Annotated in this window: 16 protein-coding genes; 3 read left to right on the top strand and 13 right to left on the bottom strand. The window is 67.5% G+C overall.

Annotated elements, in window-relative coordinates; translation table 11 throughout:
- Window positions 1–108: 108 nt before the first annotated feature.
- From VGV41_RS04295 to VGV41_RS04275, 5 genes are all read right to left on the bottom strand, one after another.
- Window positions 109–1,047, bottom strand: coding sequence for an ABC transporter permease (locus VGV41_RS04295; protein ID WP_326862419.1), 939 nt, complete (start codon window positions 1,045–1,047; stop codon window positions 109–111).
- Window positions 1,037–1,999 (bottom strand): ABC transporter ATP-binding protein, encoded by a 963-nt coding sequence (locus VGV41_RS04290; RefSeq protein ID WP_326862418.1) that lies wholly within the window; start codon window positions 1,997–1,999, stop codon window positions 1,037–1,039. The genes VGV41_RS04295 and VGV41_RS04290 overlap by 11 nt, the downstream gene beginning before the upstream one ends.
- On the bottom strand, window positions 1,996–3,159 hold the full coding sequence (locus VGV41_RS04285) for an NEW3 domain-containing protein (protein WP_326862417.1): 1,164 nt from the start codon (window positions 3,157–3,159) through the stop codon (window positions 1,996–1,998). Before VGV41_RS04285 ends, VGV41_RS04290 begins: the two co-directional genes overlap by 4 nt.
- Window positions 3,160–3,416: 257 nt before the next feature.
- A complete protein-coding gene (locus tag VGV41_RS04280) occupies window positions 3,417–4,100 on the bottom strand; it encodes a glutathione S-transferase family protein (protein WP_326862416.1) in 684 nt (227 codons plus the stop codon).
- A gap of 166 nt (window positions 4,101–4,266) precedes the next feature.
- Window positions 4,267–4,677: a rhodanese-like domain-containing protein gene (locus VGV41_RS04275; RefSeq protein WP_326862415.1), complete on the bottom strand. Its 411-nt coding sequence runs from the start codon at window positions 4,675–4,677 to the stop codon at window positions 4,267–4,269.
- A 104-nt stretch (window positions 4,678–4,781) separates the two neighbouring features.
- On the opposite strand from VGV41_RS04275, the gene VGV41_RS04270 reads away from it, so the two are divergent.
- Window positions 4,782–5,462: a DUF599 domain-containing protein gene (locus tag VGV41_RS04270; protein WP_326862414.1), complete on the top strand. Its 681-nt coding sequence runs from the start codon at window positions 4,782–4,784 to the stop codon at window positions 5,460–5,462.
- Between the two features lie 8 nt (window positions 5,463–5,470).
- On the opposite strand, the gene VGV41_RS04265 is transcribed toward VGV41_RS04270, so the two are convergent.
- The gene (locus tag VGV41_RS04265) at window positions 5,471–5,653 is read right to left on the bottom strand and encodes a hypothetical protein (protein WP_326862413.1); all 183 of its coding nucleotides are present in this window, start codon (window positions 5,651–5,653) and stop codon (window positions 5,471–5,473) included.
- A gap of 222 nt (window positions 5,654–5,875) precedes the next feature.
- Here VGV41_RS04265 and VGV41_RS04260 point away from each other — a divergent pair, with 222 nt between their 5' ends.
- A complete protein-coding gene (locus VGV41_RS04260; RefSeq protein WP_326862412.1) occupies window positions 5,876–6,289 on the top strand; it encodes a YccF domain-containing protein in 414 nt (137 codons plus the stop codon).
- A gap of 1 nt (window position 6,290) precedes the next feature.
- Here the strand turns inward: VGV41_RS04260 and VGV41_RS04255 are convergent, their stop codons facing one another.
- The 7 genes from VGV41_RS04255 to VGV41_RS04225 form a co-directional block, all read right to left on the bottom strand.
- Window positions 6,291–7,547: an arsenic transporter gene (locus tag VGV41_RS04255; protein WP_326862411.1), complete on the bottom strand. Its 1,257-nt coding sequence runs from the start codon at window positions 7,545–7,547 to the stop codon at window positions 6,291–6,293.
- A gap of 63 nt (window positions 7,548–7,610) precedes the next feature.
- Window positions 7,611–9,422, bottom strand: a complete 1,812-nt coding sequence (gene recJ, locus VGV41_RS04250; protein ID WP_326862410.1) for a single-stranded-DNA-specific exonuclease RecJ — start codon at window positions 9,420–9,422, stop codon at window positions 7,611–7,613.
- Between the two features lie 85 nt (window positions 9,423–9,507).
- Entirely contained in the window at window positions 9,508–9,996 is a 489-nt protein-coding gene (locus VGV41_RS04245; RefSeq protein ID WP_326862409.1) for a DUF2059 domain-containing protein, read from the bottom strand.
- A 47-nt stretch (window positions 9,997–10,043) separates the two neighbouring features.
- Complete coding sequence (glpX, locus tag VGV41_RS04240; protein ID WP_326862408.1) at window positions 10,044–11,036, bottom strand: class II fructose-bisphosphatase; 993 nt, start codon at window positions 11,034–11,036, stop codon at window positions 10,044–10,046.
- A gap of 56 nt (window positions 11,037–11,092) precedes the next feature.
- The gene (locus tag VGV41_RS04235) at window positions 11,093–12,406 is read right to left on the bottom strand and encodes a homoserine dehydrogenase (RefSeq protein ID WP_326862407.1); all 1,314 of its coding nucleotides are present in this window, start codon (window positions 12,404–12,406) and stop codon (window positions 11,093–11,095) included.
- Between the two features lie 20 nt (window positions 12,407–12,426).
- A complete protein-coding gene (locus tag VGV41_RS04230) occupies window positions 12,427–13,644 on the bottom strand; it encodes an LL-diaminopimelate aminotransferase (protein WP_326862406.1) in 1,218 nt (405 codons plus the stop codon).
- 79 nt (window positions 13,645–13,723) lie between these two features.
- The gene (locus VGV41_RS04225; protein ID WP_326862405.1) at window positions 13,724–14,140 is read right to left on the bottom strand and encodes a hypothetical protein; all 417 of its coding nucleotides are present in this window, start codon (window positions 14,138–14,140) and stop codon (window positions 13,724–13,726) included.
- Between the two features lie 228 nt (window positions 14,141–14,368).
- On the opposite strand from VGV41_RS04225, the gene VGV41_RS04220 reads away from it, so the two are divergent.
- A complete protein-coding gene (locus tag VGV41_RS04220) occupies window positions 14,369–16,192 on the top strand; it encodes a PHA/PHB synthase family protein (RefSeq protein WP_414705056.1) in 1,824 nt (607 codons plus the stop codon).
- The last annotated feature ends 36 nt before the right edge of the window (window positions 16,193–16,228 follow it).

The raw sequence follows: 16,228 nt of genomic DNA, 5'->3' as shown, positions 1-16,228 counted from the left end.
CCCCGCGCAAATCCGAATGCGGCAAATGATAGACGCAGCGCGCGCGCTCACAACGGACGGCAAGCGCGGAATTGCTGACATTAATCAATTCGGGAGCGGCGGCGTCTCTTACGCCCTCACCTCCTGCCGCTGGAACGCGACGTAGCCGCCGACGAACAGGATGATGGTCGCGGCGATGAGACCGACGATCTGCGGCCAGGCCACCATCAGGCTGTCCCACAGCGGCAGCGGCGAGCCCATTACCGCGCCTTGCAACTGGTCGAGATAGACCGGCCCCAGCGTCCGCGTCGTCGGATGCAGGATCGCCAGCACGCATTCGCCGAACAAAGTCGACGGCGACAGCCGCGCCAGCATCTGCGCCGTGATGATGAGGCCCGCCTGGTCGCCGCGCGGCACCACCGCCTCGGCAATCGCCGGCGCGAGCGCCGGCCAGATCACCGTCAGGAACAGCCAGAGGCCGAGCGTGACCAAAGCCGCCGTCGCCGCCGAACGGAACACGGTCGAGGCCAGCATCGCCAGAGCGAGCCAGACGCCGGCATAGGCGATGGTCACCAGCAGCAGGATGAAGGCACGCGCCATCTCCTCGCCGCCCGGCGGCACGCCGAGCATGATCAGGCCGAGGCCGATCACCAGCAGCCACAACGCGATCAACGACACGGACAGAGTCGTCAGCGCGGCGATGAATTTTCCGAACAGCAGCGCGTCGCGGTAGATCGGCTGCGACAGGATGCGCGAGAGCGTGCGGCGATTGTGCTCGCCGTTGACCGCGTCGAAGCCGAGCCCGATCGCCATCAGCGGCACCAGGAAGCCGAGGAACGAGATGAACGACGGCAATGGCTGCCGCGCGGTGGTGAACAGATGCAGGAACAGGAACGGATCCTGCGCGGTGACGTCGCGGATCTGCTGGATGGCGCCGTAGACCGCGGCGAGCGCCGTCAGCACCACCAGCCATTCCAGCACGCGCATGCGCACGCTGCCGAAGTGATCCGACAGTTCCTTCAAAATGACGACGCCGAGACCCTGCCAGGGCGAGCCTTCACGCTGCATGCGGCGTCTCCTGTTCCTGCGGGTTTTGCGTCTGGAAATAGCGCGTGTAGATCGTCTCCAGGCTCGGCCGATCGAGCGACAACTGATGCAGGCGGCCGCCGCCGGCGACCACTTCTGCCGCCGCCTCGCCGCGCAGGTCGCGGTCGCAGGTGACGCGCCAGCGGCCGGGCGTCGGCTCGGCGACATTGCGCACGCCGGGCAGCGCTCCGAGCCGCTTGCCGATGCCGTTGCCGCCGTCGGCCTCCACCTCGACGGTGTAACCGCCGCCGAGCACCTGACTGCCGAGCTCGCCGACCGTGCCCATCAGCGCGATCTGCCCGAGATTGAACAGCGCGACGCGGTCGCAGATGCTCTGCACGCGGTCGAGGAGATGCGACGACAGCAGGATGGTCACGCCCTGCGCTTTCAGCGAGCGGATGAGATCGAGGAGATCGATGCTCGCCTGCGGATCGAGGCCGTTGGTCGGCTCGTCGAGAATGGCGATGCGCGCACCCTTCATGACGATTTCGGCGAGGCCGAGCCGTTGCCGCATGCCGCGCGAGAAGGTGCCGACGCGTTTGTTGGCAACCTCGGCGAGGCCGACGCGATCGAGCGCCTCGGCGATGCGCTTCTTGCGCTCAGCCAGCGAAAAGCCCATCAGCCGCGCCGTGTAGTGCAGGTTATCGGCCGCGGTGATGTTGTCGTAGAAGCCGACCGTGTCCGGCAGGTAGCCGATCAGCCGCTTCACCGCCAAAGGCTCGCGCATCGGGTCGTGACCGAAGACGCGCGCTGTGCCGGCCGAGATGTCGGACAGGCCGAGCAACATCAGGATGGTGGTGGTCTTGCCGGCGCCGTTCGGTCCGAGCAGACCGAAGATCTCGCCTGCCCCGACCGAGAAGCTCACGTCCCGCACGGCGTACGCCGTGCCGTAACGCTTGGTGAGGCCCCTGGCCTCGAGGATGGCTTTGCTCATCGACGGCCGAACCGGGCGACGGCGCCGACCATGATCAGGAGCGCCGCGCCAATGATGCCGACGCCGGCGACACCCCACACGGTGGCGGTGGTGACGGTGATGCGGAAGTTGGCGGTGCCGGTCTCGCCCTTGGCCGAGGCGGTCATGCCGGTGACGTAATCGCCAGCGATCGCCTTGTCGGAGGGCGTGAGCAGCGCCTGCACCTCCTGCTTCTTGTTCGGTGCAATGCGGGCGATGGTCTTCGGATTGAACTCGATCTTCCAGCCGTCGGGCGCGTTGCCGGAGAGCGTAACGTTCTCGGCCGGCGCGGTGCCGGTGTTCATAACGGTGACGGGGATCGTCGCCTGGCGGCCGGCGGTGGCGTTCGCCGACAACAGCCCTTCACGGCCGGCGAGCGCGAGCTTCGGCTGGCCGGTGATGTCGAGCGCGACCTTCGCCGAGGCCTTGGCGCCGTCGGCGTCGACGTGCACGGTCACCGGATAATGGCCGGCGTCGACGGTGCTCGGCGGTGACACCTTCAGCTTCACGTCCTTGCTCTTGCCGGCGTCGACCGGAATGGCGGTGAGCTGCTGGCTGCCATAGGCCTCGGTGAACGAGGTGTCGAAGTTCTGCGGCGCGTCGGCGGCGAGGCTGACGAGCATCTTCTTGCCGCTGTCGTTCTTGATGTGCAGCGTGTACTCGAAGCTCGACGAGGAGGAGCCGCGCAACTCGGGGAGATCGGTGGTGAGCGCGAGCTTCGCCGGCAATTCCTTGGCCAACGTCACCTGCAGCGGCAGCGACACGCTTTGGCCGCCGCCCTGCGCGGTGACGGTGAGCGTATCGGTGCCGGTGCCGGCGTTCTTCGGCACGTCGAGACGCAGGTCGAGCGAGACGCTGTCGTCCGTCGCCGGCATCGCCGCGGCGACCGGCTGGCCGCCGCCGAGCAAGGTCGCGGTCCAGCCCTTCGGCACGCCGGAGACCGCGAGCGCGAGGCGCTCCGGCGGCAGGCCGTAATTACGCAGATGCAGATTGATGGTCGAGGTGGTGCCCGGCTGCACGCTGACCGCGGGATAGTCGGTCAGCAGGTAGAGGCCTTTGACGTCGGGCTTCGCGGTTTGGGCGAAGGCGGGAAGCGCCAGGGCCGAGACGACACCGAGCAGCGCGAGCAGGCGAAAGCGCATGGCAAGCAACTCCGTGCGGGGACAAATTCCCCGCGCAAAAAGAGTCGCCCCCGACCGCGATCGCGGACCAATGCCCGCGCCACACGCGCGCGATCCTGCCTGAGAATTCGACAAAATTGCGGAACCGCGGAATGCCAATCGGTCGATCGAAAGGACCGCATTGCGGCCGCGCGTGCAGCGAAAGCGAAGAGATCACTTGAGCTTGCGCGGCGCGCCTCCGCCGCGGACGGCTGCCTGCGACAAATTCGACCGTTCGCTTATCCGACCGGCTTGCCGCGCACCAGCGGCCAGTCCGGCTCGTTGTGCTGCATGATCCAGGTCTCCTGCATGGCGGCGTCATACCATTCGCGCCACGCCGGCAGCCCCATCACCGCGTCCATGTAGGCGCGTGTCTTGGCCGACACCGGCAGGCCGTAGGTGTTGAAGCGCGCCACCACCGGCGCGTACATCGCGTCGGCCGCGCCGAAGGCGCCGAACAAAAACGGCCCGCTTTGCCCGAAACGCGCGCGGCAGTCGGCCCACATCTGTTCGATGCGTGCGACATTGGCCAGCACCTCCGGCGGCTGCGGCCGCGCCTTCACCGGCAGCCACATATTCATCGTGCAGTTCTGGCGCAGCGGTTGGAAGCCGCCGTGCATTTCACTCGCTATGGCGCGGGCGTGGCTGCGCGCGCGCCGGTCGGACGGCCACAGCCTGGCCTCCGGAAAACGTTCGGCGAGATGCTCGAGGATGGCAAGCGATTCCCAGACGTGCTCGTCGCCGTCGATGAGGATCGGCACCTTGCCGGCCGGCGAGTATTCGAGCATGCGCTCGCGGCTGCCCGGCTCGTAGAGCGGGATCTGAATTTCCTCGAACGGGATGCTGGCCACCTTCATGGCGATCCACGGACGCAGCGACCAGGACGAGTAGTTCTTGTTGCCGATGACGAGGGTCAGGGACATGTGTTTTCTGCTCTGCTTCTTTGTTCGCTCATTCGTCGCAGGCCCCCCTCACCCCGACCCTCTCCCCAACGGGGAGAGGGAGCCCGCAGGCTCGCGGAATCTCACCAGCACCATATCGACGCACAAACGAATTGTTCTGATCGCGCGCAACAGCGCGGTGAATGGCTTAAGGCTTCCTCGCCTCCGGCGCTTCGACCGGACCGCCCGCCTTCTTCCAGGCGCCGAAGCCGCCCTTGATATGGGCGACGGGTTTGAGTCCCATGCGCTGCGCCGTCTGCGCGGCCAGCGCCGAGCGTAAGCCCCCGGCGCAGAAGAACAGGAAGCTCTTGTCCTGCGCAAAGACCGGCTTGTGATAGGAGCTGTCGGGATCGATCCAGAATTCCAGCATGCCGCGCGGGCAATGGAAGGCGCCCGGCACCCTGCCGTCGCGCTGCAATTCGCGGATGTCGCGGATGTCGACGAGCACGACGTCGCCGCCCTGGGCGCGCGCGATCGCCTGCTCGACCGGCACGGTCTCGATCTCGCGCTCGGCCGCCTCGCACAGGGCCTTGACGCTGGTGGTGATGGTCTGCGGCATGGGCTCTCCTTTGCCGGGGAAAGTGGCAGACCGGCGCGGCCGGCTCAAGCGCGGTTGAAGCCGCCGCCGCGGCGTGCAGGATGGACGGCACGGGGGATTCGCCCATGACGATGCTGAGCCCGATCGACCTCCTCGCCTTTGCCTGGTTCCTCGCCGCCTGGCTCGGCTACTCCTACGTCATCGAGCGCACGGCGAAGGGCCGCCACGGCCTCAACGCGCTGATGAACAGATACCGCGACGCCTGGATGCAGCACATGCTCGGCCGCGACGGCCGCATCGTCGACGCGCAGGTCTCGGCCGCGCTGCAGAACGGCACCGCCTTCTTCGCCTCGACCAGCCTGATCGCCGTCGGCGGCACCGTGAGCCTGCTGCGCGCGCCCGAGGCGGTGCTGCCGGTGATCTCGGTGCTGCCGTTCGGCGCGCCGTCGCGCGACCTGTGGGAAATGAAGATGATGGGGCTCGCCATCATCTTCGTCTACGCCTTCTTCAAATTCGCCTGGTCGTACCGGCTGTACAACTATTTCGCCATCCTGATCGGCGCGGCGCCGCCGTCGAGCGAACAGAATTCGGCGGAGGCGAAACTCTTCGCGCACCGCGCCGCCTCGATCTGCGCCGACGCCGGGCAGCACTTCAACCGCGGCCAGCGCGCCTTCTTCTTCGCGCTCGGCTATCTCGGCTGGTTCCTCGGGCCGCTGCCGCTCGCGCTCACCACATTGGCGGTGCTGATCGTGATGTGGCGGCGGCAGTTCGCCTCCGCCTCGCGGCGCGCCTTCGGCCCGGCCTGAGCGCCGGCTCAGGCCATGCTCATCAACACCGCGATGGTGGCGACCACCAGCACGGCGGCGATGGTGGCCGCCGCGGTGACGATGCGCTCGCCCCAACCGGCGGTCTCATAGGTCAGCGGATCGCCGTCATACGGCACGAATTCGGCGGGCGACAGCGCCTGCGACGCGGTCTTGATGTCGAAAGAAGACATGGCGGATTCCCTCTGGCTAGCCATCGCATTTGCGTACGCAAGCACAGGCGCAAGCGCTCGGATGGAATCGCGCTGGCGCGGGTGAAGGGACCCTGACGCCACGAATCGCCACAAACGGTTAAAGAGTACCCGCGCCGCCGGGTTGTTACAATTTATGCGGGCGGGGCTCGACGCGGCCGCCCGCAGACGCCATGTCAGGCGGCAACAACGAGGGAAACGACCATGTCGCCGGTGAGTCTGCTGCTCAACGTTCTCTGGATCCTGTGCGGCGGCATCTGGATGGCCGCCGGCTGGCTGATCGCCGCGGTGATCATGGCCGTCACCATCATCGGCCTGCCCTGGGCGAAGGCGGCGCTGAATATCGCCGTCTACACGTTCCTGCCCTTCGGCTACACGGTCGTCGACAAGCCGCCGGGCACGTTCGGCGGCCTGTTCGCGCTTATCGGCAACATCATCTGGTTCGTGCTCGCCGGCTGGTGGCTGGCGCTCGGGCACCTGATCGCGGCGGTCATCCTCGCCGTGACCATCATCGGCCTGCCCTTCGCCTGGGCACACTTGAAGCTCGCCGGCATCTCGCTGTGGCCGCTCGGCCGCGAGATCGTGCCGCTCGACGGGGCCTACCGCACGCCGCGTTGAGCTAGACCAGCAGCCGCGCGGCGATGGCGAGCACGAGCGCCGGCGGCATCACCACCGCGCCGACTTTCAGGAAGCTCCAGAAGTCGACGTGCTCGCCGTCGCGGCGGATGGCGAGCAGCCACAGGATGGTGGCGAGCGAGCCGGTGATCGACAAATTCGGGCCGAGGTCGACGCCGATCAAAGCCGCATCGGTGACGGCGAGCGGCGGCTGCGCATGCGTCAGCACCGAGGCGGCGATCAGGCCGACCGGCAGGTTGTTCATCAGGTTGGCGATGACGGCGATGACGCCGCCGGCGGCGGCGGCGGCCAAGGTCTGCGACTGCCGCGCCAGCACGGCAAGTCCTTGCGTTACATCGGCGATGAGGCCGGTGCCCTCGATGGCACTCACCAGCACGAACAACCCCGCGACCAGCGGGATGATGCTCCACGACACGTGGCGGATCACCGGCCAGGGCGAGGCGCGCTCGGTGACGAGCACGGCAACCACCGTCGCCACGCCGCCGATCGCCGCCGGCCAGCCGAACTTGATGTCGAGCGCCGAGGTGACGATGAGCGCCAGCGCGGTCAGCACGATGCCGGCGAGCGCGACGAAGGCCCCGCGCGGCAGCTTGCCCCGCGGCGGCAGATCGGCGACGTCACCGCTCAAATCGTAGCGCATGCACCAGCGCAGCGCGACATAGGTAACGACAACGGCGACGACCGACGGCAGCGCAAAGCTCGCGAGCCACTTCGTCAGCGCCGGCGTGTGGCCGCCGTAGAGCACGATGTTGGCCGGGTTGGAGATAGGCAACACGAAGCTCGCGGCATTGGCGACGAAGGCGCAGATGAAGAGATAGGGCAACGGCTCGCGCTTGGCCTTCCGGGCGGCGGCGAACACGGCCGGCGTCAGCACCACCGCCGTGGCGTCGTTCGACATGAACACGGTGACGATCGTACCGACGATGTAGACGAGCAGAAACAGCCGCGTCGGCGAGCCGCGCGCGTGCAGCACCGCTTCGACGGCGAGCCAGTCGAACAGGCCCTCGCGCCGCGCCGTCTCCGACAGCAGCATCATGCCGGTGAGGAAGAGATAGACGTCGGTCCCCTCGCCGACCGCGCCGAGCGCGGCGGTCCACGGCAGCAGGCCGAAGACGACGACCGCGAGCGCGCCGGCCACCGCCCAGATCGCCTCCGGCCAGCGCATCGGCCGCACGATGACGCCGGCGATGGCGAGCGCCGCGATGGCCAGCGTCAGGACGTTGGCGGCGGTGAGAAGCATCAGATGTCCGGGAATAACATCAGAAGGAGACGCGACGTCGCATCATGCGCACGGTTCCGCGCCTCACGCCACGGCCACGTCGGCAATGCGCAACTGCACCCGCTCCTCGCCCTGCCAGCGGTCGATGGCGATGTTGCCGGCGACGTGCAGCGCCCGGCCGCGGTTGTCGATGAGCGCCTGGCCGAGCGGCTGGCCGACGGCGCGGAAGGCGATGCCGTTGACGAATTTGCCGTCGCCGGATTTCAGGCGCACCCGAATGTGGTTCGCGCCGACCGGATCGGCGTAAGCGAGCACGTGCGCCGGCAGAGCCAGCATCGGCTCGGGATGACCGGCGCCATAAGGGCCGGCGCGCGCCAGGAGTTCGGCGAGCTGAAGGTTGAATCCGCCGGCCGAGACCGCGCCGTCGATCTTCAGCGTGGCATCGCGCCGTGCCGCCGTCACCGCCGCGCCCAAAGTCTCCTCGAGGAAGGCGCGAAAGGCGCCGAGCGCGTCCTTGCGCAAGGTAATGCCCGCGGCCATGGCGTGGCCGCCGCCCTTCAACAACATGCCGTCCTTCACCGCCTGGCGCACCGCGCGTCCGAGATCGACCCCGGGGATGGAGCGGCCCGAGCCGGTGCCGGTGCCGCCGGCTTCCAGCGCGATGGCGAAGGCAGGACGGCCGTAGCGTTCCTTCAACCGCGCCGACACGAGACCGACGACGCCAGGATGCCAGCCCTGCCCGGCGGTGACGACCACCGCGCCCTTCTCCTCGAGGCCGAGCGCGGCGAGCGCTTCCGCCTCGGCTTCGACGAGCGTCGCCCGTTCGATGATCTGGCGCTCGCCGTTGAGGCGATCGAGCTCGGCGGCGATACGCGCCGCCTCGATCGGATCTTCTTCCAGCAACAGCCGTACGCCGAGATCGGCGCGGCCGATGCGACCGCCCGCGTTGATGCGCGGCCCGAGCAGGAAGCCGAGATGCCACGGCTCCGGCGGACCGGACAACCGCGCCACGTCCATCAGCGCGGTGGCGCCGACATGTTCGCGCCGGCGCAGCGCGATCAATCCCTTGGCGACGAAGGCGCGGTTGAGACCCTTGAGCGGTACGACATCGGCGACGGTGCCGAGCGCGACGAGATGCAAGAGCGACAGCAGGTCGGGCTCGCTGCGCGTGCCGCTCCAGAAATTGCGGTTGCGCAGCACGCGCGCGATCGCCACCACCGTTAGAAACACCAGTCCGACCGCGGCGAGATGACCGAGACCGGAGAGATCGTCGGCGCGGTTCGGATTGACGATGGCGTGCGCGAAAGGCAGCGCCTCGTCGGCCTGATGGTGATCGAGCACGACCACGTCGAGGCCGAGCGTCTTCGCCTCCTCGAACACGGCGTGGCTGGTGGTGCCGCAGTCGACGGTGACGAGCAGCGACGCGCCGCGCTCGCGGAAACTGCGGATGGCGTCGACGTTCGGCCCGTAGCCTTCGAAAATGCGGTCCGGAATGTGCACGATCGGATCGAGACCGGCGTGGCGCAGGAAGCGGCACAGCAGCGCCGCGGCGGTGGCGCCGTCGACGTCGTAGTCACCGAAGATGGCGACCTGCTCGCCTTTCGTCACCGCGTCGGCGATGCGCAAAGCCGCCGCCTCCATGTCGGTCAGCGTGTGCGGATCGGGCATCAGCCGCTTGATGGTCGGATCGAGGAAGGCTTCCGCGTCCTCCGGCTCGACGCCGCGCGCAGCCATGACGCGCGCCAGCAATTCCGGCACGCCGAGCCGTTGCGCGATCATCAGCGCGCGCGCCTGCCCGCGCTCGTCCAGCCGGTCGCGCCAGACGCGGCCGGTTGCCGACTGCGCCACGCCGAGGAAGGCGTGCTCCTCAATTTTCGGCAGAGCCAGTGCAGACATCGATCATCCGTGCGGGAACGGCTGTCCCCGCAAATCATAGCGTGAAACACAAATGGGAACCCGGCAGGATCCGGGCAATCCCCCGCTACTTGTCGTAGCCGTGCTTCTTCAGGGTCGCTTCCATCTTGGCGTGAAGCTCGGCCTGGAAGGCCTGGATGCGCGGCGCCATCTCCTGGCCGAGTTCGGCCATCACCGCCGGCATGGTCTGCAGCGCCTTGGCGCCGACCGGCGACTTGTAGAAGGCGAGCAACGCGCGCAGCTCCTGCGCGGTGAAATGCCGCGCATAGACCGCCGGCGCGTCCGCCATCGCCGCCTTGCTGAAGGTGGCGAGCGACTGCTCGAACTCGCCGCGCAGCTCGGTGAGCGTCGCCGCATCGACCTTGGGGCCGAGTTGGCGCTCGATCGCCGGCCAGATCTGCGCGGTCATCGCCGCGCTCATCTGCCCGACGGTGTCGCCGCTCATCAGCGCGGCCAATTCCTGCGCCGCCTTGAGTGCATCCGGCGACGGCGCCTGCGCATAGGCCGGCGCCGCCAGCGTGACGGCGACGAGCATGGACATCAGCAGACGCTTCATGCGCGTCCCCCTTACGACGTTCGAGATGCCGCGCCGGCGGGCGCGGCTCAGTCGAGATGGAATTTCGAGAGTTCGCGGTGCTCGCCGACCACGCGGCGCACCGTGCCGGTGACCGAGCGCATCACCACCGTGTCGGTCTCGATCACGTCCCTGCCGAACTTGACGCCGTTGAGCATCGCCCCGGTGGTCACGCCGGTCGCGGCGAACAGGCAATCGCCCCGCACCATGTCCTCGATCTCGTATTTCTTCTTCGGATCCTTGATGCCCATCTTGAGCGTGCGCTCGCGCAGCGCCTCGGTGTCGATGATGAGCCGCGTCTGCATCTGTCCGCCGATGCAACGCAGCGCCGCGGCGGCGAGCACGCCTTCGGGCGCGCCGCCAATGCCGAGATAGATGTCGATGCCGGTCTTCGGCTCGGCGCAATGGATGACGCCGGCGACGTCGCCGTCCGAGATCAGCGACACGGCGGCGCCGGTCCTGCGCACGGCGGCGATCATGTCGGCGTGGCGCGGCCGATCGAGCAGGATGGCGGTGATCTCCGAGGGCTTCACGCCCTTGGCCTTGGCGAGATTCAAGATGTTCTCGTCGGCCGGCGCGTCGAGATCAATGGTGCCCTTGGGATAGCCGGGACCGATGGCGATCTTCTCCATGTAGCAGTCGGGCGCGTGCAGCAGCGTGCCGCCGTTGGCCATGGCGATGGTGGCGATGGCGCCCGGCATGTTCTTGGCGCAGAGAATGGTGCCCTCGAGCGGGTCGACGGCAATGTCGACTTTCGGCCCCTGCTTGGTGCCGACCTGCTCGCCGATGAACAGCATCGGCGCCTCGTCGATCTCGCCCTCGCCGATCACCACGGTGCCGTCGATCGGCAGCTTGTTGAGCTCGCGACGCATGGCGTCGACCGCGGCCTGGTCGGAGGCCTTGTCCTTGCCGTGACCGCGCAGTCGCGCCGACGACACCGCCGCCCGCTCGGTGACGCGCACGATCTCGAGCGTGAGGATACGCTCAAGCGCAAGCTCGGCCTGGACGGTAATCGATGTCATGGAAAGTCCCCTCTAGAAAAGTTCCGGCGTGCGGCCGCTAACGCCACACTCCGGTTTTAGTTCTTCTCGATGCGGATGACCTGCGGCCGCCCCGAGATCACCCTGTCGCGGCCCACCGCCGCAAGCGCCTTGCGGACCGCATCCTCGGTCGTCGCATATGTAATGAGAATGACAGGCACGGCGCCACTCTTCGTCTCGGCCTCCGACGCACCCTTGGGATGCCGTTGCACGATCGATTCCAGTGAAATCTCCTGCTCGGCCAGGCGTGTGGCGATGGCCGCGGCGGTGCCGGGCTTGTCGCGCGCGAGCAGGCGAATGTAATAGCCGCCCTCGTGCCGCTGCATCGGCGCCTTGCTGGTGCCGTTGAGCCGCGCCACCGGCCGGCCGAACGGCGGCAGCCGCATGCCGCGCGCGACGTCCGCGACGTCGGACAGCACCGACGCGGCGGTCGCCATGCCGCCGGCGCCCGGGCCGATCAGCGTGATCGGATTGATGCCCCTGGGATCGATGGTGACGGCATTGGTCACGCCCATCACCTGCGCAATGGCCGAGTCCTTGCGCACCATGGTCGGATGCACGCGCTGCTCGACACCCTTCGCCGTTCTCACGGCGACGCCGAGCAGCTTGACGCGATAGCCGAGCTCGTCGGCGGCGGCGATGTCGGCCGGCTGGATCGAGGAGATGCCCTCGACGTAGATCGCGCTCTCGTCGACCTTGGTGCCGAAGGCGAGGCTCGAAAGGATCGCCAGCTTCTGCGCGGTGTCGTGGCCTTCGATGTCAAAGGACGGATCGGCTTCGGCGTAGCCGAGGCGCTGCGCGTCCTTCAGGCATTCGTCGAAGGCGAGGCCCTCCTGCTCCATCCGCGTCAGGATGTAATTGCAGGTGCCGTTGAGGATGCCGTAGATGCGCTCGATGGTGTTGCCGGCGAACTCCTCGCGCACGGTGCGCACGATCGGAATGGCGCCGGCCACCGCCGCCTCGAAGTTGAGCGCGACCTTGTGCTTCTCGGCGAGCGCGGCAAGCCTGACGCCGTGCTTGGCCAGCAGCGCCTTGTTGGCGGTGACCACCGCCTTGCCGGACGCCAGCGCCGCCTCGACCGCGGCCTTGGCCGGATTGCCGGCGCCGCCCATCAACTCGACGAAGACGTCGATGCCCGGCGCCATGGCCAGCGCGATGGGATCGTCGAACCACTTCATCTTCCTGAGGTCGACGCCGCGGTCCTTGTTGCGCGCGCGCGCACAGACCGCGACCACTTCGATGCCGCGGCCGCAGCGCTCGGCGAGCATGGCGCGCTCGCGCACGATCTGGGCGATGAGGGCGGCGCCGACCGTGCCCAAACCGGCGACACCCACTTTCAGACTCTCAGTCATCGTCTTTTCGGCGTTCGCGTCTAGCGGCGGGTGGCGAGCGGCACCACGTTGTGGAGCTGGGTCGGCGCGGTCTCGAGGAAGCGCCGGATGTTACGTGCGGCCTGGCGGATGCGCTGCTCGTTTTCGACCAGCGCGATGCGCACGTAGCCCTCGCCGCGTTCGCCGAAACCGGTGCCGGGCGACACCGCCACCTCGGCCTTCTCGACCAGCAGCTTGGAAAACTCGACCGAGCCCATGTCGCGGAAGGGCTGCGGGATCGGCGACCACGCGAACATGGAGGCGCTCGGCGGCGGCACGTCCCAGCCGGCGCGGCCGAAGCTTTCGACCATGACGTCGCGGCGGCGCGTGTAGCACTCGCGCATCTCCTTGATGCACTCCTCCGGCCCGTTGAGCGCGGCCGCGGCCGCGACCTGCACCGGCGTGAAGGCGCCGTAATCGAGATAGGACTTCACGCGCGCCAGCGCCGCGATGATGCGCTCGTTGCCGACGGCGAAGCCCATGCGCCAGCCGGCCATCGAGAACGTCTTCGACATCGAGGTGAACTCGACGGTGACGTCCATGGCGCCCGGCACCTGCAGCACCGACGGCGGGGGGTTGTTGTCGAAATAGACCTCGGCATAAGCCAGATCGGAGAGGACGAAGATCTCGTGCTTCTTCGCGAAGGCGACGAGGTCGCGATAGAAGTCGAGGCTGGCGACGAAGGCGGTCGGATTCGACGGATAGCAGACGACGATCGCGATCGGCTTCGGAATCGAATGGCGGATGGCACGCTCGACCTGCACGAAGAAGTCCGGCGTCGGCTCCGATGATACCGAGCGGATGACGCCGCCCGCCATCAGGAAACCGAAGGCGTGGATCGGATAGCTCGGGTCGGGCACGATGACGACGTCGCCCGGCGCGGTGATCGCCTGCGCGACGTTGGCGAAACCTTCCTTGGAGCCGAGCGTGGCGACGATCTGCGTCTCGGGATTGAGCTTCACGCCGAAGCGGCGTTCGTAATAGGCCGCCTGGGCGCGGCGCAGGCCGGGGATGCCGCGGGACGACGAATAGCGGTCGGTGCGCGGCTTGCCGAGGGTCTCTTTCAGCTTGTCGATGACGTGCTGCGGCGCCGGCAGGTCCGGATTGCCCATGCCGAGGTCGATGATGTCCGCGCCGGCGTTGCGAGCCTTGGCCTTGGCCCGGTTCACCTCTTCGAACACGTAAGGCGGCAAGCGGCGGATGCGGTAGAATTCTTCCATCGGTTCCTGGACCTTTTGGACCTTCAGGCGGCCGGGACCGCCCTCTCCGGCCGGCCGGTGTAACCCCGGCTGGCTTTTATCACGGGTTGGTGGCCGCGCCAGCCTGCGACGCGGGCGCGGCGGTCTTTTTGGCGGCAGCCTTCTGCTTCGCTGACTTTTCCGCTGACCTTTCCGCTGATTTGGCCGGCGCCGCGGCAGGCGGCGGATCGGTGAAATCCGAGGCGTCCTCCGCCTGGTCCCTGGCGGCCTTGTCGACCTGGCGGTCGCGGGCGCTCTGCAGGTCCTTCTGCGCCTTGAGCAGCTCGTCGTTGCTCATCGTCGTGTCGGTCCGCGGCGCCGGCACGTCGTGCACGGCCGGATAGCGGTACGGATCCTTGGGCGCCGCCGGCGCCTCCGCCGGCAGCCCGCCCAGGCTCTCGGGCATGCTTTCGGGCACGGTCTGGAAGACCGATGGCCCTGCCGCGCAACCGCCCATCAGCACGCCGAGCGTCGCCAATGCCCCGAGGCTTCGTTTCAAGCCAGCCATGAACAACCGGACCGCCCCATTCTGTGTCGCGAAATCGATGCAGACTCAAGGAATTATAGCATAATTCACGTATCCGGTTAATATGACGGAAGCATGGTTAGCGCCGTCGGCGGCCCTTCGCGCGTTGTGCCCATGAAAGCGGCTTGCGATGCGGCGGCGGCCGGGCCACTTCTGGTCTCGGCAAGCGAGCGACGAGTCATGGACAAGCGGACCGGCGAAACGGCGAAGAGCGGCACGGAGGCCATGCCTTCGGTCGACTACGAGGCCATCGGCCGCAACCTCGCCCGCATGGTCGAGGAAGGCGGCAAGGCGCTCGCCGCCTACATGAAGCCGCGCGAGGAAGGCCGCATCAAGCCGGAACTGGCCGAAGACCTCACCGACGCCATCAAGACGCTGGGCCGGGTGCTCGACTACTGGCTGTCCGACCCGCAACGCGCGCTCGAACTGCAGTCGAGCCTCGGCCGCACCTATCTCGACCTCTGGGGCGCGGCCTCCAGGCGCCTCGCCGGCGAGCATGCGGCGCCGCTGGTCGCGCCCGATCCGAAGGACAAGCGCTTCGCCGATCCCGAATGGTCGCAGAACCAGTTCTTCGATTTCCTCAAGCAGCTCTACCTGCTCACCGCGCAATGGGCGGAGCGGCTGGTCAAGGGCGCCGAGATCGATGCGCCGACGCGGCTGAAGGCCGAGTTCTACGTCCGGCAGATCATCGGCGCGATCTCGCCGTCCAACTTCGTGCTCACCAATCCGGAACTGCTGCGCGAGACCCTCACCTCGAACGGCGAGAACCTCGTGCGCGGCATGACGATGCTGTCGGAGGACATCCGCCTCGGCGAAGGCCACCTGAAGATCCGCCAGTCCGATCCGGCCATGTTCGAGGTTGGCCGCAATCTGGCGCTGACGCCGGGCAAGGTCGTGTTCGAGAACGACTTGATGCAGCTTCTCCAGTACGAGGCGACGACGCCGGAGGTGCTGAAGATTCCGCTGCTGATCGTGCCGCCGTGGATCAACAAGTTCTACATCCTCGACCTCAATCCGGAGAAATCCTTCATCAAGTGGTGCACCGAGCAGGGCATCACCGTGTTCGTCATCTCCTGGGTCAATCCCGACGCGCATCTCGCCGACAAGAGCTTCGAGCAGTACATGCGCGAAGGCGTCATCACCGCCATGGACAAGGTGAGCGAGGCGACCGGCGAGAAGAAGATGCACACGATCGGCTACTGCGTCGGCGGTACGCTGCTCGCGATCACGCTTGCCTGGCTCGCCGCCAAGAAGCAGGACCGCGCGGTCTCGGCGACCCTGTTCACGGCGCAGGTCGACTTCACCTTTGCCGGCGACCTCGCGGTGTTCGTCGACGAGGATCGCGTCAAGCAGCTCGAGGCCCACATGAAGGAACAGGGTTATCTCGAGGCCTCGCGCATGGCCACCGCCTTCAACATGCTGCGTTCCAACGACCTCGTCTGGCCCTACATCGTCAACAACTACCTGCGCGGCAAGAAGCCTTACGCGTTCGACATCCTCTACTGGAATTCCGACGCCACGCGCATGCCGGCGGCGAACCACTCGTTTTACCTGCGCAATTGTTATCTCGAGAACAAGCTGGCCAAAGGCGAGATGGAGATCTCCGGCGTCACGCTCGATCTCAAGAAGGTGAAGCTGCCGATCTACAATCTCGCCACCCGCGAAGATCACATCGCGCCGGCGAAATCGGTGCTTTACGGTTCGCAACTCTTCGGCGGCGACGTGCGCTACGTGCTCGCCGGCTCCGGCCACATCGCCGGCGTCATCAATCCGCCGGGCAAGCCGAAATACCAGTACTGGACCGGCGGACCGGCGATGGGCGCCGACGTCGACGCCTGGGTAGCGAAAGCGGAAGAGCATCCGGGCTCGTGGTGGCCGGACTGGCTCAAATGGCTGACGGCGCAGGGCGACGCGCGCGTGCCGGCGCGCGCGATCGGCGGCGGCAAACTCAAGCCGATCGAGGACGCGCCGGGGGCCTACGTGAAGGTGAGAAGCTGGACGTAAGGCGGCACCCGTTGCCGTCCGGTCGTTGGGCGTTTA

It is taken from the genome of Pseudolabrys sp., assembly GCF_035943735.1.
In the GTDB taxonomy this organism is placed as follows: domain Bacteria; phylum Pseudomonadota; class Alphaproteobacteria; order Rhizobiales; family Xanthobacteraceae; genus Pseudolabrys.
The sequence above is the reverse complement of the archived record's forward strand: the minus strand, read 5'-3'. Positions and strand labels throughout refer to the sequence as shown.